The following is a 23,760-nucleotide window of genomic DNA, read 5'->3' on the forward strand; positions in this document are numbered from 1 at the left end:
CCGTTCCGGACGTGCCGGCGCGTCGCCTCGTTCGCCGGGAGCGCGATGTCTCCGCCAGACCCGCCTGCGACACGCCCGGCGATGCTCCTGCCACTCCCGCGCGAGCGGCTGTGGCTGACCTCGCCGCCACACCTGCGCCCACGAACTGCCTTGTGATCGCCGCGAGGCTAGAACGGTGGACGCATGCCCGTTAGGCTTTCCGTGTGGGGGCTCGCGACAACAGAAAAGAGCGACGAGGGCGGTAAGCAACGTGAATTCATATAGACTTAGCCTCGGCCTGGCCGGGCTCGGCGCATTACTCTGCGCCGACGCAGCTTCGGCACTCGACGACGTCTCCTACTCCGTGACCGCCCCCTCCGAGCAGCAGCGCGAGGAGATGCGCGACTTCCTGCGCGACATCTCGCTCATCAGCCAGGCCGAGAACGACGGGCGCACCGATCCGCAGGGTCTCGTCTCGACCGCGCTCGCCGATTACACCCAGCTTCTCGAGGGGCTCTACTCGAAGGGCTATTATTCCGGCGTGATCAACATCACCGTCGACGGGCGCGAGGCCTCCGAGATCGCGCTTCTCGACCTGCCGGACACTGTCAGCCGCATCCTCGTGCGGGTCGAGACCGGTCCGCAATTCCGCTTCGACCGGGCCGACATCGGTCCCCTGCCCTCCCGCCGGACGCCGATTCCCGAAGGCTACGCCCCCGGCCAGGTCGCCGAGAGCGGCGTCATCCAGGACGCGGTCGACGTCGCCATCGAGGCCTGGCGCGAGAACAGCAACGCCAAGGCGACCATCGCCAGCGAAGAGGTCATCGCCAAGCACAACGAGGCGCGGCTCTCGGCGATGATCGGGATCCGCCCGGGCCCGCGGGTGACCTTCGGCGACATGATCGTGACCACGCCCTCCTACGTGCGACAGAGCGCGATCCGCCGCATCGCCGGCTTCCCCGAGGGCGAGCCCTTCGCCCCCTCCGAGGTCGAGAAGGTGGTCGAGCGCCTGCGCGACACCGGCGCTTTCTCCTCGGTGACCCTGCAGGAGCGCGAGGTCCTCGGCCCCGGCAACACGCTCGACATGGATCTCGCGGTCTCCGACCAGAAGCCCCGCCGCATCGGCTTTGGCGCCGAGATCTCGACCCTCGAAGGCGCGGCCGTCAACGCGTTCTGGCTGCACCGCAACCTCTTCGGCGGCGCCGAGCGGTTCCGCGTCGAGGGGTCGGTCTCGAATATCGGCTCGTCCGAAAGCGGCATGGATTACAGCCTCTCGAGCCGCCTCGACGTTCCGGCCATCTACGGCCCCGACACCGACGGGTTCCTGTCGGGCTCCCTCGCCTATGCGGACGAACCCACCTACGAATCGACCAGCGCCGTCGCGACCTTCGGCGTGAGCCGCCAGCTCACCGACGATCTCGAAGTCGAGCTCGGCCTCGGCCTCGCCTATTTCGACGTGATCGACGACATCGGAGAGCGCGACTTCCTGACGGTGATCTTTCCCGCCGAGCTGACCTGGGACAAGCGCTCGGACGAGCTCAACCCCAAGCAGGGCTTCTACGTCAACGCCGAGGCGACGCCCTATGTCGGTCTCGGGGACACCCAGTCGGGCGCCCGCCTCTATGGCGACGCGCGTTACTATCTCGGCTTCGGCGACGGCGATCCGAACGTCGTCGCGGCGCGGCTGCAGGTCGGCTCCGTCGTCGGCTCGGACCTGACCGAAACCCCGCCCGACTACCTCTTCTTCTCGGGCGGCGGCGGCACCGTGCGCGGCCAGCCCTACCAGTCGCTCAACGTCGATCTCGGCGACGGCGACGAAACCGGCGGGCGCAGCTTCGTCGGCGTCTCGGCCGAGTTCCGCCGCGAGATCACCGACAATATCGGCGCCGTAGCCTTCTACGACGGCGGCTACATCGATTCGGACAGCTTCGTCAGCGCCGACAGCGACTTCCATTCGGGCGCGGGCCTCGGCCTGCGCTACCAGACCGGCATCGGACCCATCCGCTTCGACGTCGCCAGCCCTGTCAGCGGCGACACCGGCGAAGGCATCCAGTACTACATCGGGATCGGACAGGCATTTTGAGACGCACGCTCACGCTCCTTTCGCTCGGCACCGCCCTCGCCCTTCCGGGTGCCGTCTCCTCGCAGGACGACGACCGCGGCCGGCTGGAACGCCTGATCGAGGACAACCTCTCGGCCGAGGGCATGCAGATCGACATCACGGGCTTTCAGGGCGCGCTCTCGTCCGAGGCCCAGCTCGAGAGCCTGACCATCGCGGACGCGAACGGCGTCTATTTCGAATTGCGCGGCGTCGTACTCGACTGGAACCGTCTCGCGCTGCTGCGCGGCCGGGTCTCCGTCAACGCCTTGACCGCCGACGAGATCATCTTCTCGCGCCTGCCCGGCCGTCCCGCAGACCCGACGGTCGAGGTGCCCGACGCGGCCGCGCAGCCCTTCACCCTTCCCGAGCTGCCCGTCGCCGTGCAGATCGGCGAGATCTCGGCGGACCGCGTCGAACTCGGCGAGAGCATCATCGGCCAGCCGGTCGAATTCTCCCTCGAAGGCTCCGCCAGCCTCGCCGGCGGCGAGGGTGACGTCACGCTCGACGTGAACCGCACCGACGGCAAGACCGGCGAGATCACCGCCGATGTCAGCTTCTCGAACCAATCCGAAGAGCTCTCCATCTCGCTCGAGGTGGACGAAGGCCCCGAAGGCCTCGTCGCCTCGCTCGCGGGCATCCCGGGCGAGCCGCCGCTGAACCTCACCGTCGAGGGCGACGGCTCGCTCTCGGACTTCACCGCGGACCTCTCCTTCGCCACCGACGGCGAGGACCGCCTCGCCGGCCAGGTCGAGGTGAGCGAAACCGAAAGCGGCGCGCGCGGCTTCGACGTCGCCATCGACGGCGACATCCGCCCGCTCCTGACGCCCGAGAACCGCGAATTCTTCGGCCCGAACCTCTCGCTCGACGTCGCCGGCCGACGCTTCGAGTCCGGCGCGCTCGAGATCGACACGCTCGACCTCTCCTCCGACGCCATCAATCTCTCCGGCAACCTCGCGCTCTCCGAACAGCAATGGCCCGTCCGCTTCTCGCTTCAGGGCGAGATGGCCGGACCCGACGGCGGCCGCGTCGCCTTGCCGATCCCCGGCCAGGAAACGCTGCTCGACCGCGCGGTCATCGACATCACCTACGATTCAGAAGAGGGCGACGGCTGGCAGGCGGACATCTCCGTCGACAACCTCGAACGCCCGGACCTCACCGCCCAGAGCTTCAGCCTCGACGGCAGCGGCACGATCACGCGCGGCGACGGCGCCGAGCAGCAGGGCGGCGCCTCGGGCGACATCGAGATCGCCGCCGAGGGCCTGTCCTTCGAGGATGCCGACCTCGCCCGCGCGGTGGGCGACGCGCTCACCGGCGTTCTCAGCTTCGACTGGACCGAGGACGAGCCGCTTCGGATCAGCGGCATCGACCTCTCCGGCGCGGGCGTCTCGGCGGAAGGCGCCGTCGCGGTCAGCGGCATCGCCAACGACCTCAACATCGTCGTCGCGCCCGACCTGCGCATCGCGGCCGACGACATCGCCCGCTTCTCGGGCCTCGCCGGGCGCGAGCTCGCAGGTTCGGTCGACGTGCAGACCTCCGGCACCTTCGAGCCCGTCTCGGGCGCCTTCGACATGGAGGTCAGCGGCACCGGGGCCGGCCTCGAGACCGGCATCCCCGAGGTCGACGGCCTCGTCGCCGGCCAGATCGACCTCGCCATCGACGCCGCCCGCACCGAGGCCGGCGTCATCCTGCGCGCGCTCGACGTGACCTCCGAGACGCTCACCATCGATGCCGAGGGGCGGATCGGCGCCAGCGACAGCGATGCCCGCTTCGACCTCGCCATCGACGACATCTCGCGCGTGCGGCCCGAGCTCTCGGGCCCCGTCGCGCTGAGCGGCACGGTGCAGCAGTCGGGCGAGGAATACACGCTGGACGTCCGCGGCAACGGCCCCGGCGGCGCGCGCATCGACGCGAACGTGACCGCCCGCGTGATCGAGAACGTGCTCCGCGCGATCTCGGGCGACGGCGAGGTGGCCATCGACACGCTCGGCACCTATTCCGAAATCGCAGGCCGCGATCTCGGCGGCTCGGTCCAGCTCTCGGGCTCGGGCAGCTACGAGTTCGAGACCGGCTTCGCCAGCGCCGACGTCACCGGCCGAGGCAACACCATCGCCGTCGGCATCCCCGAGGTGGACGCGCTTCTCGACGGCCAGACCACCTTCACCCTCGACGGCGACCGCGACGAGAACGGCATCACGCTGCAAACACTGGAGCTCGACGCCCCGCGCGCCGACATCACCGCGAACGGCCGCTACGCCGACGACGGCAGCAACGCGCGCTTCGACGTGCGCCTGTCGGATCTCGCCTCCGTCGTCCCGACCCTCTCGGGCGAGGCGACGCTTTCGGGCACGGCATCCCAGGACGGCGAGACCTGGTCCTACGACGTCACCGGCGACGCGCCGGGCGGTGTCGACATCGACGTGACGGGCTCCGCGCAGGTCGTGCAGAACGCGCTCCGCTCCATCGCGGCCGAGGGCGACATCGAAGCGGCGGACCTCGCCCCCTATTCCGGTCTCGCCGACCGCGAGCTCGGCGGCTCCATCGACCTCACCGGGTCGGGCAGCTTCGATCTCGACTCGCAGAACTTCACCGCGGACGTCTCGGGCGAGACCCAGGACATCCTCACCGGCATCGCCGAGGTGGACAACCTCATGCGCGGCACCACCACGCTCGACGTGGACGCCGCCCGCGACCAGACCGGCATCACCGTCAACGCGCTCGACGTCTCGAACCCGCAGGTCGAGATCACCGGCGAGGGCGTCTATGCCGAGGACGGCAGCCGCGCGACCTTCGATGCCACGATCGAGGAGCTCTCCGAGATCGTCGAGGGCATGTCCGGCCGCGCCCAGCTCAGCGGCCGCGCCGACCAGTCCGGCGATACGGTCAACTTCGACATCACCGGCGAAGGCCCCGGCGGCGCAGCGGCTGACATCACCGGCGCCGCGACCCTCGACGGCATGGACCCGGTCGCGGTCGAGGCGCAGGGAACGCTCGGGATCGACGATCTCGCCCCCTATTCGCAGCTTGCGCGTCGCGATCTCGCAGGCTCCGCGCAGTTCGAGGGTTCCGGCAGCTACACCTTCGAGACGATGTTCTTCGACGCGGACGTCTCCGGGCAGTCCACAGACGTCGTGACCGGCATCGATCAGGCCGACACGCTGCTCGCCGGCACCGTCACCTACGACATCGACGCCACGCGCAACGAGAACGGCATCGTCATCGACACCCTGCGTCTCGTCTCGCCGCGCGCGAGCGTCCGCGCCGAAGGCACCTACGCCGACGCGAACAGCGCGCTGACCTTCACCGCAGAGATAACCGACGTCGCCGACGTGGCCCCGGGCCTCAACGGCCCCGCCCGCATCGACGGTGAAGCGACCCAGACCGGTCCCGAGACATGGGACGTGAGCGTCGAGGGCTCCGGCCCCGGCGGCGCTCAGGCCGATCTCGACGCGACCGCACGCGTGGTCGACATGATGCTCGAGCGGATCGAGGGCGGCGGCACGGTGTCGGTGAACACCCTCGCCCCCTACGGCGCTCTCGCCGGGCAGAACCTCGGCGGCTCCGTGCAGATCGAGGGCACCGGCGCCTACACGCTCGATAGCGGCGCCTTCGAGGCCGACGTCGACGGCAGCGCCACCAACCTCACGACCGGCATCGCGCCCGTCGACCAGCTCGTCCGCGGCACCACGACCTTCGGCGCCACCGCCTCGCGCGGGTCGGACGGCGCGATCCGGATCGAGCGTCTGAACGTCGACGCGGCCGAGATCGACGCCACCGTCGACGGCACCTATGGCGGCAGCGGCGGCGATCTGCGCTATGACGTGCGCCTCGCCAACGTGGGCCTCTTCGTCCCCGAACTGACCGGCCCCGCCACGGCGAACGGCACCGCCACCCTCACCGGCAGCGGCTACCAGGTCGACGCGGCGCTGACCGGCCCCGGCGGCGCGACCGCGAATGTCGCGGGCTCCATCGCGCAGGATTTCGGTTCGGCGAACCTCTCGGCGAACGGCACCCTGCCGCTCGAGATCGCCAACCCGTTCCTCGAGCCGAACCTCGTCTCGGGCACCGCGCAGTTCGATCTCGGCCTGAACGGCCCCCTCGCGCTGCAATCGCTCTCGGGAAATGTCACCACCTCGGGCGCGGAGTTCTTCGTGCAGAGCCAGGCGCTCGCCATCGAGGGGATCTCGGCCAACGTGGCGCTCTCGGGCGGCCGCGCGCAGCTCGACGTCACCGGCGGGCTCTCGACCGGCGGCACGCTCTCCGTCACCGGCCCGGTGACGCTCGAGCCGCCCTTCAACGGCGATCTCTCCATCGCGCTGAACGAGCTCGTGGTGACCGATCCCGGCCTCTACGAGACGCTGGTGAACGGCCAGCTCTCGCTGACCGGCCCCCTCGCCTCGACTGCGACGCTCGCGGGCAACATCGATCTCGGCCGGACCGAGATCCGCGTGCCCTCGGGCGGCGCCAGCGCCTCGCGCCTCACCTTCGGGATCGAGCACGTCAATCCCTCCGCGCCCGTCCTGCGCACGCAGGAAAAGGCGGGGCTTCTCGGCGGCAACGAGGAAGCCGAGGCCGAAAATGCAGGCGGCGGCGGAGGCGGCGGTCTCAATTACGGCCTCGACATCACGATCAGGGCGCCGAGCCAGATCTTCATCCGCGGCCGCGGCCTCGATGCGGAGCTGGGCGGCGAGCTGACCATCGGCGGCACGATCCAGAACGTCGTCCCCGCCGGGCAGTTCGAGCTCATCCGCGGCCGACTCGACATCCTCGGCCAGCGGATCAACCTGACCGAGGCGACTGTGGTGCTTCAGGGCGACTTCAACCCCTACATCACCGTCCGGGCCGAGACCCAGCGCGACGACAACACCATCGCGGTGATCATCGAGGGCCCGGTCTCCGAGCCCGAGGTCACCTTCCGCTCGTCTCCGGACCGCCCGCAGGAAGAGGTGCTGGCGCTCCTCCTCTTCGGGCGCGACCTGTCGGAGATCTCGGGCCTGCAGGCGCTGCGCATCGCCAACGCGATCAACACGCTCGCGGGCCGCAGCGGCACCAGCCTCGTCGACCGGCTGCGCCAGTCGACCGGTCTCGACGACATCGACGTCCAGACCACCGCGGACGGGCAGACTGAGGTGCGCCTTGGCCGTTACATCAACGAGCGCACCTATACCGACGTGACCGTCAACAGCGAGGGCGACACCGAGGTGAACCTCAACCTCACCGTCACGCCGAGCATCACCGCGCGCGGCACGGTCGGCACCGACGGCAACACCGGCGTCGGGGTCTATTACGAACGCGACTACTGACCCGCCTGCCCCGCACGAAAAAACGCGCCGTCCGGAGGCTCCCGGGCGGCGCGTTCTCGTTGGACCTGGCGGCTGTCTTACTGCGCGGCGCGACGCGGCGCCGAGTGCGCGGCGGTCTGCACCTCGCCGTAATCGCGTGGGGCCTCGCCGGTCTGGTGCATGCGGGTGATGTCGCCCATCGCCAGCACCGGCGAGGCGTCGATCTTGCCCGCATCGAGCATGCCGGCGACGCGCTCGAGCACCGAGACGATCATCGCCTGCTCCCATTCGGGCAGCGTCTCGAACTGGCTCACATACCGCTGCTGCAGCGCATCGGGCGCGACCTCGACCTTCGCGAGCCCCGCGGGCGTGATCGTCAGGTCGATCTGGCGCCGGTCCGCTGCGGATTGCCGGCGCTCCATCAGCCCGTAGGACACGAGCTTCTTGATCAGGACCGAGATCGTCGCCTGGCTGACGCCCATCTGCTCGGCCACGTCCGAGGGATGGCACCTGCCCTTCTCGGCCACGATCTGCAGGACCCGAAGCTGCACGGCCGTCAGGCCCGCATCCCGCGCGAGGTCGCGTCCGTAAAGCTCCGTCGCGCGCAGGATACGGCGGAGGGCAATCAGGCTTTCGTCGGTCCGATCCATCGGGGTCTCACTCGTCTCGCACGGCGCATCACCACCTCCAAGGGCGGCCCGCGCTGCACATGTCGTACTCTGGCTGGCATCTAACATGCCCATATACTTAGGCTTGTAATGCAGTTCCGCAACGTGAGCAACGCGTTTCAATCGCACGCGACGGGTCGAATATATCTGTCAGGCAAAGCAGCGGAACTGCCGCCGACGCGCCTTAAGCCTCTGTTATGCTGAGTATTACTTGTAAAGGGGCTCCCCTCCCGAAGCCGGGGGAAGAAAATTGCTTTGCTTGTTGAAATACCGCTCGCAGCGACTATACTTAGGCTTACGAATGAAAAGTCGCTAATGACGATCAAAGGTTCAGACCCGTGCAGACACTGCAGAGCGTGAAACCCGAAGGCACAGTGACCTTCCGCAAACCCGTCCGCGAGGACGGTGCGCAAATCTTCGAGCTCATCCGCGAGTGCAAGCCGCTCGACGAGAACTCGATGTATTGCAACCTCCTCCAGTCCGACCACTTCCGCGACACCTGCGTCGTGGCGGAAAAGGACGGAGACATCGTCGGCTGGATCTCGGCCTATGTGACGCCGCACGATCCCGACACCGTCTTCGTCTGGCAGGTCGCCGTCTCCGCCGCCGCCCGTGGCCTCGGCCTCGGCACGCGGATGCTCTCCGCGCTCATGGCGCGCGAGGAAACGTCGGATTGCAAGCGGATGCAGACGACGATCACGCTCGACAACGACGCCTCCTGGGCGCTCTTCCGCAAGTTCGCAGACCGGTCGAACGCCGATCTGACCTCGGACGCGCATTTCACCCGCGACACGCATTTCGCAGGGGAGCACGCGACCGAGCACATGGTGACCATCACCTTCCGCGAGGCGGTCCAGAGCGCGGCCTGAAACCGCGCTCCCGCTTTTCGCGTTACCTCCAGTCAAACAGTCCAGAGGACTATATCATGTCGACAGACAAACAGATTTTTGCGCGCCGTGAATCCGAGGCGCGCAGCTACTGCCGCGATTTCGATACCGTGTTCACCAAGGCCGTCGGCTCCGAGATGACCGACGAGGCCGGCACCACCTATATCGACTTCCTCGCCGGCTGCTCCTCCCTCAACTACGGGCACAACGACCCGGACATGAAGGAGGCGCTGATCGGCCACCTGCAGGGCGACGGCATCGCCCACGGTCTCGACATGTACACCGCCGAGAAGGCCAAGTGGCTCGAGGCCTACGAGGACATCATCCTCAAGCCACGCGGCATGGACGACTACAAGATCATGATGACCGGCCCGACGGGCACCAACGCCGTCGAGGCGGCGATGAAGCTCGCGCGCAAGATCACCGGCCGCCGCAACATCGTGTCCTTCACCAACGCCTTCCACGGCATGACGATGGGCGCCCTGTCGCTGACCGGCAATGCCGGCAAGCGCGGCGGCGCGGGCTGCGGCTCGCTCTGCGGCGTGACCCACCTGCCCTATGACGGCGCCTTCGGCGACGATGTCGACACGCTCGGCATCATCGAGAAGATGCTCTCCAACACTTCCTCGGGCATCGACAAGCCCGCGGCCTTCATCTTCGAGCCGATCCAGGGCGAAGGCGGCCTCAACGCCGCGTCGCAGGAATGGATCGAGGGCATCGCCCACCTCGCCCGCGAGCATGGCGCGATGATCATCGTCGACGACATCCAGTCCGGCTGCGGCCGCTCGGGCACCTACTTCGCCTTCGAGGGCATGGACATCCAGCCCGACTTCGTCACGCAGGCGAAATCGCTCTCGGGCTTCGGCCTTCCCTTCGCGTGCCTCCTGATCAAGGGCGAGCACGACATCTGGAAGCCGGCCGAGCACAACGGTACCTTCCGCGGCAACACCCACGCCTTCGTCACCGGCCGCGTGACGCTCGAGAAGTTCTGGAAGGACGACACGTTCCAGACCAAGGTTCAGGAAAAGGCCGTCCAGCTCACCGCAGGCCTGCAGGCCGTCGCGGACGAGATCCCGGGCGCGAAGCTCAAGGGCCGCGGCATGATGCAGGGCGTCGATGTCGGCAGCGGCGAGCTGGCCGAGGACATCTGCCATCGCTGCTTCGAGAAGGGTCTCATCATCGAGACCTCGGGCGCCGACGATGAGGTCGTGAAAGTGCTCGTCGCCCTGACCGTCTCGCCGGAGAACCTGCGCAAGGGTCTCGACATCCTGCTCGAGGCGACGCGCGAGGCGACCAAGAACCACAAGATTGCAGCGGAGTGACCGACCATGATCGTACGTGACGAAAACAAGATGCACGGCACCGAGCGCTCGGTGTCCGCCGAGCAATGGACCAGCGTGCGCATGCTGCTCGCCGACGATGCAATGGGCTTCTCCTTCCACATCACCCACATCAAAGCGGGGTCGGTGCACACGTTCCACTACAAGAACCATTTCGAGAGCGTCTACTGCATCAAGGGCAAGGGCCGGATCGAGGACATCGCCACGGGCGAGGTCCACGAGATCGAGCCCGGCGTGATGTACGCGCTCGACAAGCACGACAAGCACACCCTGACCTGCGACGAGGATTTCGTCTTCGCCTGCTGCTTCAACCCGCCGGTCACCGGCAACGAGGTGCACCGCGAGGACGGCTCCTACGCGGCGCCCGACGAGGCGGCCTGAACGGGAGGTCCACATGACTGTCGACTTCAAGAACCACACCGTCGAGAAGATCGGGGGCACGTCCATGTCCCGTCTCGACGAGCTGCTCGACCCGCTCTTCAAGGCCTCCGAGCCCGATTACGGCCGCATCTTCGTCGTGTCGGCCTTCGGCGGCATTACCGACGCGCTGCTCGAGCACAAGAAGACCGGCGAGAAGGGCGTCTACGCCGAGTTTGCCAACGAGACCGAGGAGCACGGCTGGATGGCCGCGCTCTCCAAGGTCGACAAGGCGATGCGCGAGGCACATGAACGCCTGCTCGAGCACAAGGCCGACCGGCAGGACGCCGACGACTTCGTCCGCGACCGGATCGAGGGCGCGCGCAACTGCCTGATTGACCTGCACCGCCTCTGCTCCTACGGGCATTTCCGCCTTTCCTCCCACATGGCCGAGACGCGCGAGCTGCTCTCCGGCCTAGGCGAGGCGCATTCGGCCTTCGTCACCACCAAGCTCCTGAACCGCAACGGCGTGAACGCGCGCTTCGTGGATCTCTCGGGCTGGCGCGACGACCGGGTGATGTCGCTCGAGGAGCGCATCCTCGACGGTCTCGACGAGATCGACCTCGACAGCGAGATGCCGATCGTCACCGGCTACGCGCAATGCGCCGAAGGCCTGATGAACAAGTTCGACCGCGGCTATTCCGAGGTCACGTTCAGCCAGATCGCGGCGCTGACCAAGGCGCGCGAGGCGATCATCCACAAGGAGTTCCACCTCTCCTCGGCCGATCCCAAGCTCGTCGGCGCCGAGAATGTACGCAAGCTCGGCCACACCAATTACGACGTGGCGGACCAGCTCTCGAACATGGGGATGGAGGCGATCCACCCCACGGCGGCCAAGGCGCTGCGCCAGGCCCAGGTGCCGCTGCGCATCACCAATGCCTTCGAGCCCGAGGATCCCGGCACCCTCATCGACGAGGAGGAGGCCGAGAAGGGCGTCGCCGAGATCGTCTGCGGGGTCGACGTCTACGCGCTCGAACTCTTCGAGCAGGACATGGTCGGCGTGAAAGGCTACGACGCCAGCACGCTCGAGGTGCTGACCGATCACGGCCTGCGCATCGTGTCGAAGACCTCGAACGCCAACACGATCACCCATTACGTGGACGCGCCCCTCTCGGCGCTCCGCACGGTGGAGCAGGAGCTCAAGGAGATCTATCCGAGCTCCGAGATCAACATCCGCTCCTCGGCCATCGTGTCGGTGATCGGACGAGACCTGCGTGGCCTGCACGTTCTGGAGCGCGGCCTCGGCGCCCTGCGCGAGGACGGCGTCGACGTCATCTCGGCGCACCAGACGACGCGCACGGTCGATGCGCAGTTCGTCGTCGATCGCGACGACCGGGACCGCTGTATCAAGGCGCTCCATGACACGTTCATGGGCAAGGACGGCCAGGCGGCAAAACTCGTGGCCTGACCCCGTCCGACGATCTGAACCACCTCAGGCCCGCCCCCGCGCGGGCCTTTTTTTGCGAAGATGACCCAAGGGCACCGGCCGGCCCCGACGACGATCAGGTCAGCCCCAGTCTCAGCCGTGACGCCGGGCCGCAAGCCAGCGGCGCCAGAGGCTCGCATTGCCACCGAAGACGTTGAGGTCGCAGTCACCGGAGACGCCGGGCACCTGGCCGGTCGACGAATACTGCCAGAACGACCATGAGACGTCTGTGAAGGCCTCTTCGGGGTGCCGTGCCACGCTGCGCAACCAGTAATCGACCGGAAGACGGCGGACGTCGCGGTCGCGCCAGAACTCGATCGGCACGTAGACGATGGGACGTTGCTGGTAATGCTGCGAGACGATCGACAACCAGGTTTCCGCGACACGCCGCACCTCGGCCTGGGGCGGGCGCGTGACGCAGGTCGGCGAGAACGGGTTCCATTCGAGATCGAGGACGGGCGGCAGGGCGCCGCGGATCCGGGGCACGTTCCGGATGAACCAGCGGGCCTGATCCTCGGGGCTGCGACAGCAATAGTAGAAGTGATACCCTCCCGCCGGCACCCCTGCCGCGGCCGCGCCCGCGAAATGCTCGGCGAAACGCTCGTCGAGGCGGTCGCCACCCTCCGTCGCCTTCAGGAAGGCGAAATTCACGCCCGCCGCCCCCGCCGCGCTCCAGTCGATGGAGCCTTGGAACTTCGAGGCGTCGATGCCGTGAACGGCATAGGCCGACGGGGCGGGCCCGCCGCTCCAGGTCGCGACCGGGTCACTGTCGCCGAAGCGGGGCGGGCGCGCCGCCCCGGGCAGAGGCACGCGGCCCGGCAGGCTGTCCGGCGTGTCGCCCCCGCGGGGGCCGCAGGCGGCAAGCGAGGTCATGCCCAGGCAGGCGGCTCGGCGGGTCAGTCTCATCGAGCCTCGCAGGGTCGCGTTCATCGGAGGGTTCAGGATCGGGCAGCGGTCGGCCGCCCCGCAATCAACACGGCAGCGTCATCCCTGGCAAGCCTCATCTGGACTCCGCCATATGCTCGCTGTCCCGACCGGCCTCCACCGCGATTCCGCCGACCTCCGGTCTTTCTTGGAACATTTGCCCGGGGGGGTCGCATTTCTCAATCGAACCGCCCGGCAACGGGCCCGACACAACTGGAACAAGGAGACGCGACATGACCAAGCGCATCCTGACGACCACTGCCGCCCTCACCTTCGCCATCGCCGGCGCCGCATATGCGCAGGACGGTGACGAGACCAACGACATGAGCGTGACCAACCAGGCCGCACAGGTCGGCGAAGAAGTCGTCGATACCGGCCAGGCCGCAGCGCAGCAGACCGTCGATGCCGCACAGGGCGTCGCCAATGCCGCCGGCAACGCCGCCGGTGAAGCCTATGGCGCGGCCAGCAACGTCTCCGCCCAGCTCGACGCCGCACTCACCGAGGATGCCGTCGTGCGCTCCTCCGACGGCGAGATCATCGGCACGATCTACCGCACCGACCTCGACGGCGACCGCGTGCTGATCGACGTCGACGGCGAGCTCGAGAACACCATCGACCGCGACGGCATCGAGAATGCCGCGGTCAGCGTCTCCTCGCTGATGGTCGGTAACGAGAGCCTCATGCTCGACATGACCGCCGCGGAATTCGCGACCGCGCTCGAGACGGGCCCGATCGCCACCTCACGCCGGTAATCTCCCTCGCGAAGAGGCACGTATCGCGGCCGTCCCGACAGGGGCGGCCGTTTTCATGTCGTCAGCCCAGATCGCGCCGCATCGTCGCCATGCCGTTGCGCCGCGACAGCTCCTCGTATCCCGCCGAGAGATAGGCGTTGAGCGCCGGCTCGTTGTCGGTCTCCACCTTCAGCGTGATGGTCAGCGCCTCGAGCCCCCGCGCCGCCTCCTCGACGAGCCGCGCCATCTCGGCCCCCGCGCCGCCCCGCGCCTCCTCGGCGACGAAGACATAGGTGAGGTGCCGCACCTCCGGTCCGACCCCAACACGGAGCGCGAAGAACCCGACCTCACGGCCATCCGCATCGAGGATGTAGAACGACGCATCGTCCGGCTCGTTGAGCCATTTCTCCGACCATTCCTGCGGATCGAACGGATGCTTGGCGTTGGGATTGACCAGTTCGAGGTCAGCGGGATCGGTCAGCATCTCGCCGAGCGTCACCAGCTCAAACGGCGCGTTCTTGCGGATCGTGAGGTCAGGCATCGGGCATCTCCTGTCGCATCGGGCGTGCCCTTGCCACGGATCGCGCCGCGCCCGCAACCGTCAGGCCATGCCCTGCAGGAGCCGCGCCGCCGCGCCCAGATCCTCGCGGAACGCCGCCCGCTCCGCCTCGGCCCGGCCCGCATCGGGGATGCGCAACAGGTACGAGGGATGCATTGTCAGCAGCACGGGCGTTCCGTCCTCGGCCTCCTCGATCCGCCCCCGCCGCTTCAGGATCCCCTTCCCCGTCCCGGTCAGCGCCTCGGCGGCCGTCGCCCCCATCGACAGGATCAGCTTCGGCGCGACCAGCTCGCGTTCGAGGTCGAGCCACCAGCGGCAGCGCTCCACCTCGCCCGCATCGGGCTTCGAATGGATGCGCCGCTTGCCCCGCGGCGCGTACTTGAAGCCCTTGACCGCGTTGGTGACATAGGCCGCCCCGCGGTCGAGCCCCGCCGCCTCCGCGCTCTCGTCCAGAAGCCGCCCCGACGGTCCGACGAAGGGCCGCCCGGAGAGGTCCTCGTGATCCCCCGGCTGCTCGCCCACGATCATCAGCTCCGCCGAGACCGGCCCCTCCCCCGGCACCGGCGCCGTCGCCTTCGGGCAGATTCCGCAGCGGGCGCAGGCGCCGATCTCGCGATGAAGCCGCCCGAGCGCATCGTCGGGCTCCGCCTCGGCCAGGAGCGCCCGCGTCCGCTCGCGCACCTTCTCGGCCCGCCCGTGCGGTACCGCGGCAGGCGCCGTCTCCGCCATCTGCCGCACCCGCGCCTCCGCCCCCGCGACGAGCCCCGGGATCAGCTCCGCCTCGGGCAGGTTCTTCCAGTACTTCTTCGGCATCTCGGCGCACATCGCCTTCACCATCAGCCGCGCCGGGTTGAAGATCGACGCGTAATAGGTCCGCCACAGCTCCTCGGTCGCATCCTCCGGCGGCCGGGCCACGTCACCCGTCTCCTCGAAGCTGAGACGCCCCTCCACGAACCGCGCCGTCACCCCAGGCGTCGCGATCACCCAGTCCATGTCGCCGAAGCGCTTGGCAAAGAACGGCGTGCCCCGCTCGACGCAATTGTGCTCGGGCTCGAACCACGCCGCGAAGGCGCGCCGCGCGCCCGTCCCCTCGACCTCCCGGAACCGCACGAAGGCATGCATCTTGTGGATGTCGCGCCCGACCGCCTTGGCCTGCCGCAGCACGCATCCGACATCGGCATCCGCCCGGTCCCCCCAGACCGCCTCGCCCCGCGACAGCCGCAGCACCAGCCGGTAGCCCCGCGCGAAGCGCTCGCGGTCCGAATGGCACATCGCGCTCTCGATCGTGTCGACCGCCGCCTTCGGCAAGCGCAGCCGCGTCCCCGCTTCTTCTTGGCGAAAATACTCCGGGGTCCGGGGCAGCGCCCCGGTCCTGCCCTCGCCACCCGCGGCGAAGAGATCCCCCGACGCGCCCCCGACCGACCAGATCACCTCCTCCGCCGGCACGCCCGCCGCCGCCAGCGCCCGCGCCTCGCGCCGCCACGCCGCGACCGTCCCGACACGCGGCAGTACCACCTGCCGCATCAGAAAAGCGCCATCTGCTGCGGCTGCGGCGCGAACCGCGCCCGCAGCGCGTCGGCCTCGAGCATCCCCCGCGGGCTCCAGCCGCCCGCGACGATGAAGGCCTGCGCGTTCTTCATCACCGCCCCCATCGCCTTCAGGTGCTCGTAGCGCACGAGGCCGCGCCGCCGCGCCGCGAGGATCCGCCCGACCGTCTTGGTGCCGAAGCCCGGCACCCGCAGCAGCTCCTCCCGGCTCGCCCGGTTCACATCGACCGGGAACCGCTCGCGGTGCTCCAGCGCCCAGGCGGTCTTGGGATCGACCTCGAGATCGAGCATCCCCGAGCCGCCGCCGATCTCCTCGACCCCGAAGCCGTAGAACCGCAAGAGCCAGTCCGCCTGGTAGAGCCGGTGCTCGCGCACGAGCGGCGGCGGCTTCAGGGGCAGCGCCTTCGCCGGGTCCGGGATCGGCGAGAAGGCGGAATAATAGACCCGGCTGAGGCCATAGGAGGCGTAGAGCCCCGCGCTCTGCGTCAAGATCGTCCGGTCGCTCGCCCCGTCCGCCCCGACGATCACCTGCGTCGACTGCCCCGCGGGAGCGAACCGCGCCGGCCGCTTGCCGCGGAAGGACGGGCCCGAGCGCGATTCCTCGCGCCGCATCCGCACGCCCGCCATGGACTGGCGGATGTTCTTGGCGGATTTCTCCGGCGCGAACTCCGTCAGCGACTTCTCCGTGGGCATCTCGACGTTGATCGACAGCCGGTCCGCCCATTTCCCCGCCTCGTCGATCAGCTCCTGGCTCGCCGAGGGGATGGTCTTGAGATGGATGTAGCCGCGGAAATTCTCCTCCTGCCGCAGATTGCGGGCGATCCGCACCATGTCCGCCATCGTGTCGTCCGGCGAGCGGATGATCCCCGAGGACAGGAACAGCCCCTCGATGTAGTTGCGCCGGTAGAACTCCACCGTGAGCGAGACGACCTCCTCGACCGAGAACCGCGCCCGCTCGACCCGGGACGACGCCCGGTTGATGCAGTACGCGCAATCGTAGATGCAGAAATTCGTCATCAGGATCTTCAGGAGCGAGATGCAGCGCCCGTCCGGCGCATAGGCGTGGCAGATCCCCGATCCGCCCGAGGATCCCATGCCCTTGCCGTCCCGCGAGTCGCGCTTCTCACCACCCGACGAGGCGCAGGAGGCGTCGTATTTCGCCGCGTCCGACAGGATCGCCAGTTTGTCCGTGAGAGTGCGCTTCACCATAAGTTCTTATTAAGTTCTCTCAACGTTCCACTCAAGGGGCATGGGTGCGTCATGTCGCCCGCGATTTTCCGCGTCACGACAGAACCCGGCCGCCGCTTGCTTGCACTCACACCCTCACCGGCTACTTTCCGCGCGAGCCGAGAAAAATCTGAGAGTTTCATCCATGTGTCGTTCCCTGCGGTCTCTCGGGGCCATCCTCCTTGCCCTCACGATCGCCGCCTGCCTCGCGCTCCCGCTGGCGGTCTCCGCGCCCGCCCCGGCCTGGGCGCAGGGCCAGCCCGCCGCCGAGAGCTCCGGAGGCGGCGGTGAAGGCGGCGGTGACGCCGCCACCGAGACGCTCGCGCTGCAGAGCCTGCTGACGGTCCTGCAGGACGACGCCGCGCGCGAGGAACTCGTCACCCAGCTGCAATCTGTGCTCGATCAGGGCGAGGGCGGCGACGGCGACGGAGCTTCCGAGGGCGAGACCGGCGGCGCCGCCATCGACCCCGGCGAACGCCAGTCGCTCGGCGCGCAGGTGGCGGAGCTGACGCAGGGCATCGCCGAGACCGTGCTCGACGAGGTCAACGCGGTCGTCTCCAGCTTCTCGAGCGACCGCAACGTCTTCCGCGGTCTCAACGGCGGCGAGCTCTCGGTCCTCGTCGAGGCCTTCGGCAACCTCTTCCTGATCATCGCCATCACCGTCGCGGTCTATGTCGGCCTGCGCCTCGCGCTGGTGCCGTTCTTCCGCCGCATGGGCGCCCGCGCCGAAGAGGCGAGCTTCCTGCGGACGGTGCTGATCTATCTCGGCTCGGCCATCCTCGACGTCCTGATCGTGGTCCTCGCCTGGGCCATCGGCTACGCCATCACCCTCCTCGTCATCGGCGATGCGGGACAGGTCGGCTTCCGTCAGGCGCTCTATCTCAACGCCTTCCTGCTGGTCGAGCTCGTCAAGGTGGCGATCCGCATGATCATCGCGCCCGCCGCGGGCGGGCTTCGGCTGGTCAACCTCTCGGACGGCGGCGCCAAGCGTCTCTACCGCCTCCTCAACCTCGTGGTGAGCGTGCTCGGCTACGGCCAGCTCCTGATCGTGCCGATCGTGAACCGCACCGTCGGCTTCACCGCGGGGCTCGGCGTCTCGGCGCTCCTGTCGCTGCTGGTGCTGCTCTACCTCGTCGTCTCGGTCGTGCGCTTCCGCAATCCGGTTGCGGACTGGCTGGCGCGCCGCCTCGCCTCGGCGACCTTCCATGACGAGACCGAGGACAGCGCCACCTACGGCGTGCCCGACCGCAACAAGCCCGGCGGCATCGTCGGCTCCTTCATCCGGCTCTGGCACTGGTTCATGCTCGCCTATCTCGCCGTGATGTTCGTGATCATCATGACCCGTCCGGCTGACGTGGTCTTCGCGACCCTGGCGGCCTCGGGCAAGATCGCGCTCGCCATCCTCATCGGCTCGATGATCGTCGGCGCCTTCGGGCGCGCGGCCAAGAACGGCATCACCCTGCCCGACGAGATCCACGCCAAGCTGCCGCTCCTGCAGTCGCGCCTCAATTCGGTGGTCCCGAAGATCCTGATGATCCTGCGCATCGTCGTGGCGCTGGCCGTGGCGATCTACACGATCAACGTCATCGGCGTGCTCGGCATCGCGGACTGGCTCGCCTCGGACCGCGGCCTCATGTTCACCGGCGGGCTCGTCTCGGTCGCGTTCATCCTGATCATCGCCGCGGCGATCTGGCTCGCGCTCAACGCCTGGATCGACTACCGGCTCGACGCGACCGTGGGCAAGGCGCCCACCTCGCGCGAACAGACGCTGCTGTCGCTCTTCCGGAACGCCGCGGTAATCGCGCTCATCATCCTCACGCTGATGTTCGCGCTCTCCGAGATCGGCATCAATATCGGCCCGCTCCTCGCCTCCGCCGGTGTGCTCGGCCTCGCCATCGGTTTCGGCGCCCAGAAGATGGTGCAGGACATCATCACCGGCGTCTTCATCCAGCTCGAGAACGCGATGAACGTGGGCGACGTGGTGACAGTCGGCGGCACCACCGGCACGGTCGAGAAGCTGACCATCCGCTCGGTCAGCCTGCGCGCGCTCGACGGCACCTTCCACATCATCCCGTTCAGCTCGGTCGACATGGTGTCGAACTACATGCGCGAATTCGCCTACACCGTCACCGACATGGGCATCGCCTACCGCGAGGACATCGACGAGGCCAAGCAGGCCATGCATGACGGCTTCGACCAGCTGCGCCAGAGCGAGGCGGGCGAGGCCATCATCGGCGACATGGAATGGTTCGGCGTCAACTCGCTCGGCGACAGCGCGGTGGTGCTGCGGGCCCGGATCAAGACCCAGCCCGGCAGCCAGTGGGGAATCGGCCGCGCGTTCAACGAGATCCTCAAGAAGCTCTTCGACGAGCGCGGCATCGAGATCCCGTTCCCGCACCAGACGCTCTTCTTCGGCGAGAGCAAGGACGGCACCACCCAGACCCTGCGCCTGCGCGAGGTCGGTGCCGCCGAGGACGACGGGGGCGACACCGGCACCCCGCGCCCCCGCGGCGCGGACGAGGCCCGGACGCCCACCGGCGACGCCCCGCCCGACGCCGATCTCGGCCCCGATGCGGGCGGCGACCGCTAGCGCGCGGCTTGCCTCGGGGCCGGGCCCGTGCATAGCCTGAACCGGTGCGGCACTCCCGCCGCGCCGGTCCGGATGCACCTCTCATGGCCAAGCTCGTCTTCGGAATGAACCAGTCGCTCGACGGCTTCGTCGACCACACCGAGTTCGCGCCCGACCCTGATCTCTTCCGCCACTTCGTCGCCGAGGCCGAGGCGCAGACCGGCAGCCTCTACGGCCGCAAGATCTACGAGATCATGCGCTACTGGGACGACGACCGCCCCGAATGGAACGCCGACGAACGCGCCTTCGCGGCGGCCTGGCGGGCGCAGCGCAAATGGGTCGTCTCCCGCGCGACACCTGCCCTCGGCGCAAGCGCCGAGCTCGTCCGGGGCGATCTGGCAACCGCCATCCGCGCGCTGAAATCCGACATCGAAGGCGAGATCGAGGTGGCGGGACCCGACCTCGCGCACAGCCTGACCGGGCTCGGGCTGATCGACGAGTACCGCATCTACCTGCATCCCGTGGTGCTCGGGCACGGCACGCCCTATTTCGCGGGCCCGCGCCCGCCCCTGCGGCTCCTGAGCTGCGATCGCATCGGGCAGGATGTCATCCGTTTAAGCTACGCGCCGGTCTGACCCGCCCGCGCAGCGTCAGACCGACAGGTAGGCGTCCCGCACCTGCGGCTGCGCATCGAGCTCCGCGAGAGTGCCGTCGAAGCGCACGGCCCCGTGTTCGAGGATCACCGCACGGTCCGCGACCGCATGGGCGAAATGCAGGTTCTGCTCGGAGAGCAGCACCGTCAGCCCTTCGGACTTGAGCCGCAGGATCGCGGCGGCCATCTGCTCGACGATCACCGGCGCAATACCCTCGGACGGCTCGTCGAGGAGGACGAGGCTGGGGTTGCCCATCAGCGTCCGCGCGATGGTCAGCATCTGCTGCTCCCCGCCCGAGAGCGCCTTGCCGAGATTGCCGCGCCGCTCCGCGAGGTTCGGAAAGAGATCGAAGAGCGCCGCCTCGGTCCAGGGGGCCGCGCCCTCCCGCGGCCTCTGGCGCCCGACCTCGAGGTTCTCGGCAACCGTCAGCTGCGTGAAGATGCGCCGCTCCTCGGGCACGTAGCCGAGCCCCGCCTTGGCGACCCGGTGCGGCGGCCAGCGCGTGATGTCCTGCCCCCGGAACGTCACCCGCCCCCGCCGCGGCGGCACGAGCTGCATGACGGACTTGAGCGTCGTCGTCTTGCCCGCCCCGTTGCGCCCGAGGAGCGCCACGACCTCTCCGGCACGGGCGTCGAAGCTCACGCCGTGCAGCACCTGGGCGCGGCCGTAGAAGGTCTCGAGCCCCGAGACGGAGAGCATGGGATCAGCCATCCGCGCCCCTCCCCGCCGTGATCGCCCCGCCGCCGAGATAGACCTCCCGCACGCGGGCATCGCCGCGGATCGCCTGCGGGGTGCCATCCGCGATGATCTGCCCGCGGTTCATCACCATGATCCTCTGCGCATGGCCAAAGACGACGTCCATGTCGTGCTCGGTGAAGAGCACCGCCGTCCCCCGCTCCGCCACGATCCCGGCGACCAGCTCCATCAGCGCCGCGCGCTCGCCGGGCGCCATCCCCGCGGTCGGCTCGTCCATCAGGAGGAGCCTCGGTGCATGCGCCAGCGCCATCGCCAGCTCCAGCCGCTTGAGGTCCCCGTAGGCGAGGATCGCCGCGTGCCGCTCGGCCTGCGCCCCCATGCCGACGGTCTCGAGCAGCGCCATCGCCTCGTCGCGGTAGAGACGGTGGGCGCGAGGGATCAGCGAAAAGGTCCGCCGGTGATGCGAGAGGCACGCCATCTGCACGTTCTCGATCACCCGCATCGAGGCATAGGTCGCGGTGATCTGGAACGTCCGCCCGACGCCCGCCCGCCAGATCCGCCGCGCGGGCCATCCGGTGATGTCGCGCCCCTCGAGCAGCACCTGCCCCGAGCTTGGCGCAAGCTGCCCCATCGCCATGTTGAAACAGGTGGACTTGCCCGCCCCGTTCGGCCCGATCAGCGCCAGAAGCTCGCCCGGCGCCAGCGCAAAACTCACATCGTCGACGGCGCGGATCGCGCCGAAGTGGCGCGTCAGATGCCGGGCTTCGAGGACGGGGGTCATCGCGGGCCACCTTCCGCGGGATGGCGGCTTGCGGAGCGAGGGCTCTGCCCTCGCGCTCCCGGAGTATTTGTACCAAGAAGAAGGGGGGACGCGGTCATCTGTCCTCACCCCCCTGCCGGCGGGCGAGGCGCTTCAACGTGCCGACGATACCCTCGGGGGCGGCGATGACCACCGCGATGATCAGAAGGCCGAGTGCGAGGCGCCAGTAGTCGAAGCGGGTCAGCAGGTCCTCGGCGCTCTTGAAGACGCCGCCGCCGACCCAGCCGCCCGAGAGCGTCTTCACCCCGCCGAGGAACACGACGATGAGCGCATCGAAGCTGCGCGCGATCTCGAGCTCGTTGGGAAAGACCGAGCCCTTGGAGAAGGTGAAGAGCCCGCCCGCGAGCCCCGCCATTGCGCCGGCGAAGGCGAAGGCGACCAGACGGATGCGGCGCGTGTCGAGTCCCGTCGCCTCCGCGCGGAGCGGCGCGTCGCGCGAGGCGCGCAGCGCGTAGCCGAAGGGCGCGTGGGCGGCGTGGCGCAGCACAAGGATGCCGCCGACGCAGAGGACCAGCGTCAACCAGAAGAACGCCGCGCCGCCCGAGGCCCAGTCCGCGGGCCAGATCCCGACGATCCCGTCGTCTCCGCCCGTCACGTCGCCCCACTGGTAGACGAGCGACCACAGAAGCTGCGCGAAGGCGAGCGTCAGCATCGCGAAATAGACCCCGCTGGCGCGAAGCGCGACCCAGCCGACGATCAGCGCGCCGAGCCCCGCGCCGAGGGGCGCGAGGATCAGCGCCAGCTCCATCGGCGTGTCCGCGTGACGCACGAGCAGAGCCGCGACATAGGCGCCGCCGCCGTAGAACGCCGCATGTCCGAAGGAGACGAGCCCGCCCTGCCCGAGCAGGAAATGCAGCGAGGCGGCGAAGAGGCAGAAGATCAGGATGTCGGTCGCCAGCACCAGCGCGAAGCCGCCGCCCCAGGCGGGCAGCGTCGCCAGGAGGACGAGCGCCGCGGCGACGCCCGCCCGCACCGGCCAGCCCGCCGGACGGACCGGCTCCTCGGGCGCGCCGACCTGCCCGAGCTCGCCCGCGACCTCCGCGCGCCCGAGGAGCCCGAAGGGCCACCATATCAGCACCGCGACCATGACGACATAGGTGAGGACCAGCGTCGATTGGGGCAGGTACGCCACCCCGAAGACGTTGATCACCGAGATCAGCACGCTCGCGATCAGCGCCCCCGGCAGCGATCCCATGCCGCCGATCACCACCACGACGAAGACCTGCGCGAGAATGGTGAAATCCATCAGCAGGTCCGCGCCCCCTTTCGGCAGCTGCAGCGCGCCGCCGAGGCCGGCGAGCGCGCAGCCGAGGAAGAACGTGCCGGTGAAGAGCCAACTCTGGTTCACGCCCAGCGCGCCGACCATCTCGCGGTCCTGCGTCGCGGCGCGCACGAGGATGCCGACCCGCGTCTTCGCGATGAGGTACCAGAGCGCCAGCGCCACCCCGGGCGTGATCGCGATGAGGGCGAGGTCGTATTGCGGCACCGGCTCGCCCATCACCCGCACCACGCCCGTCAGCCCCGGCGCGCGCGGCCCGAGAAGGTCCGTCGGCCCCCAAATCATCAGCGCCAGATCCTGCACCACGAGGATCACGCCGAAGGTCGCGACCAGCTGGAAGAGCTCGGGCGCGGCGTAGACCCGGCGCAGGATCAGCATCTCGACCGCCGCGCCGACGAGCCCGACGATGACCCCCGCGACGAGGATCGCCCCCCAGAAGCCCAGCGCCCCCGGCAGGACCTGCATCGCGGACCAGCCCACATAGGCGCCGAGCATGTAGAACGAGCCATGCGCGAAGTTCACGATCCGCGTCACGCCGAAGATCAGCGACAGCCCGGACGCGACCATGAAGAGCGCCCCGGCATTGGCGAGGCCGGTCAGCAGCTGCGCAAGGATCAGGCCCATGAGCGTCTCCGCTTGGCGGCGAGGGCGGGGCCGC

The 23,760-nt window shown here is 68.8% G+C and carries 17 protein-coding genes; 9 read left to right on the forward strand and 8 right to left on the reverse strand.

The features are described from left to right. Positions 1 to 250: 250 nt before the first annotated feature. On the forward strand, positions 251 to 2,062 hold the full coding sequence (locus OCH239_RS13750) for an autotransporter assembly complex protein TamA (RefSeq protein ID WP_037263780.1): 1,812 nt from the start codon (positions 251 to 253) through the stop codon (positions 2,060 to 2,062). Continuing rightward, positions 2,059 to 7,380, forward strand: coding sequence for a translocation/assembly module TamB domain-containing protein (locus OCH239_RS21715; RefSeq protein WP_051489478.1), 5,322 nt, complete (start codon positions 2,059 to 2,061; stop codon positions 7,378 to 7,380). Before OCH239_RS13750 ends, OCH239_RS21715 begins: the two co-directional genes overlap by 4 nt. 77 nt (positions 7,381 to 7,457) lie before the next feature. Here the strand turns inward: OCH239_RS21715 and OCH239_RS13760 are convergent, their stop codons facing one another. Next, on the reverse strand, positions 7,458 to 8,009 hold the full coding sequence (locus tag OCH239_RS13760; protein WP_084782463.1) for a MarR family winged helix-turn-helix transcriptional regulator: 552 nt from the start codon (positions 8,007 to 8,009) through the stop codon (positions 7,458 to 7,460). 356 nt (positions 8,010 to 8,365) lie between these two features. On the opposite strand from OCH239_RS13760, the gene ectA reads away from it, so the two are divergent. Genes ectA through OCH239_RS13780 form a run of 4 tightly spaced genes read left to right on the forward strand, consistent with a single transcriptional unit; the run spans position 8,366 to position 12,079 of the window. Beyond that, a complete protein-coding gene (gene ectA / locus OCH239_RS13765; RefSeq protein ID WP_084782465.1) occupies positions 8,366 to 8,896 on the forward strand; it encodes a diaminobutyrate acetyltransferase in 531 nt (176 codons plus the stop codon). 56 nt (positions 8,897 to 8,952) lie between these two features. Beyond that, positions 8,953 to 10,236, forward strand: a complete 1,284-nt coding sequence (ectB, locus tag OCH239_RS13770) for a diaminobutyrate--2-oxoglutarate transaminase (protein ID WP_037263782.1) — start codon at positions 8,953 to 8,955, stop codon at positions 10,234 to 10,236. 6 nt (positions 10,237 to 10,242) lie between these two features. After that, a complete protein-coding gene (locus tag OCH239_RS13775) occupies positions 10,243 to 10,635 on the forward strand; it encodes an ectoine synthase (protein WP_037263784.1) in 393 nt (130 codons plus the stop codon). Positions 10,636 to 10,648: 13 nt separating this feature from the next. After that, the gene (locus tag OCH239_RS13780) at positions 10,649 to 12,079 is read left to right on the forward strand and encodes an aspartate kinase (RefSeq protein WP_037263786.1); all 1,431 of its coding nucleotides are present in this window, start codon (positions 10,649 to 10,651) and stop codon (positions 12,077 to 12,079) included. Positions 12,080 to 12,190: 111 nt separating this feature from the next. Here OCH239_RS13780 and OCH239_RS13785 read toward each other — a convergent pair whose 3' ends face one another. Continuing rightward, complete coding sequence (locus tag OCH239_RS13785; RefSeq protein ID WP_037263891.1) at positions 12,191 to 13,003, reverse strand: GH25 family lysozyme; 813 nt, start codon at positions 13,001 to 13,003, stop codon at positions 12,191 to 12,193. Positions 13,004 to 13,254: 251 nt separating this feature from the next. Between OCH239_RS13785 and OCH239_RS13790 the strand changes: the two genes are divergently transcribed. Next, on the forward strand, positions 13,255 to 13,773 hold the full coding sequence (locus tag OCH239_RS13790; protein ID WP_037263788.1) for a hypothetical protein: 519 nt from the start codon (positions 13,255 to 13,257) through the stop codon (positions 13,771 to 13,773). Between the two features lie 61 nt (positions 13,774 to 13,834). Here OCH239_RS13790 and OCH239_RS13795 read toward each other — a convergent pair whose 3' ends face one another. From OCH239_RS13795 to OCH239_RS13805, 3 genes are read right to left on the reverse strand one after another with little or no spacing between them, the layout of a single operon-like run. Next, positions 13,835 to 14,293 carry a GNAT family N-acetyltransferase gene (locus OCH239_RS13795; protein ID WP_037263790.1) on the reverse strand — a complete coding sequence of 153 codons (459 nt, stop codon included), beginning with the start codon at positions 14,291 to 14,293 and terminating at the stop codon, positions 13,835 to 13,837. Between the two features lie 60 nt (positions 14,294 to 14,353). Then, entirely contained in the window at positions 14,354 to 15,835 is a 1,482-nt protein-coding gene (locus OCH239_RS13800) for a UdgX family uracil-DNA binding protein (RefSeq protein WP_037263792.1), read from the reverse strand. Further along, positions 15,835 to 17,067: a putative DNA modification/repair radical SAM protein gene (locus tag OCH239_RS13805; protein ID WP_037263794.1), complete on the reverse strand. Its 1,233-nt coding sequence runs from the start codon at positions 17,065 to 17,067 to the stop codon at positions 15,835 to 15,837. Before OCH239_RS13805 ends, OCH239_RS13800 begins: the two co-directional genes overlap by 1 nt. Before the next feature lie 163 nt (positions 17,068 to 17,230). Here OCH239_RS13805 and OCH239_RS13810 point away from each other — a divergent pair, with 163 nt between their 5' ends. Continuing rightward, complete coding sequence (locus OCH239_RS13810; protein WP_084782467.1) at positions 17,231 to 19,675, forward strand: mechanosensitive ion channel domain-containing protein; 2,445 nt, start codon at positions 17,231 to 17,233, stop codon at positions 19,673 to 19,675. A gap of 83 nt (positions 19,676 to 19,758) precedes the next feature. Next, a complete protein-coding gene (locus OCH239_RS13815) occupies positions 19,759 to 20,289 on the forward strand; it encodes a dihydrofolate reductase family protein (RefSeq protein WP_037263796.1) in 531 nt (176 codons plus the stop codon). Positions 20,290 to 20,304: 15 nt separating this feature from the next. Here the strand turns inward: OCH239_RS13815 and OCH239_RS13820 are convergent, their stop codons facing one another. From OCH239_RS13820 to OCH239_RS13830, 3 genes are all read right to left on the reverse strand, one after another. Then, the gene (locus tag OCH239_RS13820; RefSeq protein WP_037263897.1) at positions 20,305 to 21,006 is read right to left on the reverse strand and encodes an ABC transporter ATP-binding protein; all 702 of its coding nucleotides are present in this window, start codon (positions 21,004 to 21,006) and stop codon (positions 20,305 to 20,307) included. Between the two features lie 4 nt (positions 21,007 to 21,010). Beyond that, positions 21,011 to 21,784: an ABC transporter ATP-binding protein gene (locus OCH239_RS13825; protein WP_037263798.1), complete on the reverse strand. Its 774-nt coding sequence runs from the start codon at positions 21,782 to 21,784 to the stop codon at positions 21,011 to 21,013. A gap of 94 nt (positions 21,785 to 21,878) precedes the next feature. Continuing rightward, positions 21,879 to 23,726 (reverse strand): ABC transporter permease, encoded by a 1,848-nt coding sequence (locus tag OCH239_RS13830; protein ID WP_037263800.1) that lies wholly within the window; start codon positions 23,724 to 23,726, stop codon positions 21,879 to 21,881. Positions 23,727 to 23,760: the final 34 nt, after the last annotated feature.

Source organism: Roseivivax halodurans JCM 10272, from assembly GCF_000521785.1.
Classification (GTDB): Bacteria; Pseudomonadota; Alphaproteobacteria; order Rhodobacterales; family Rhodobacteraceae; genus Roseivivax; species Roseivivax halodurans.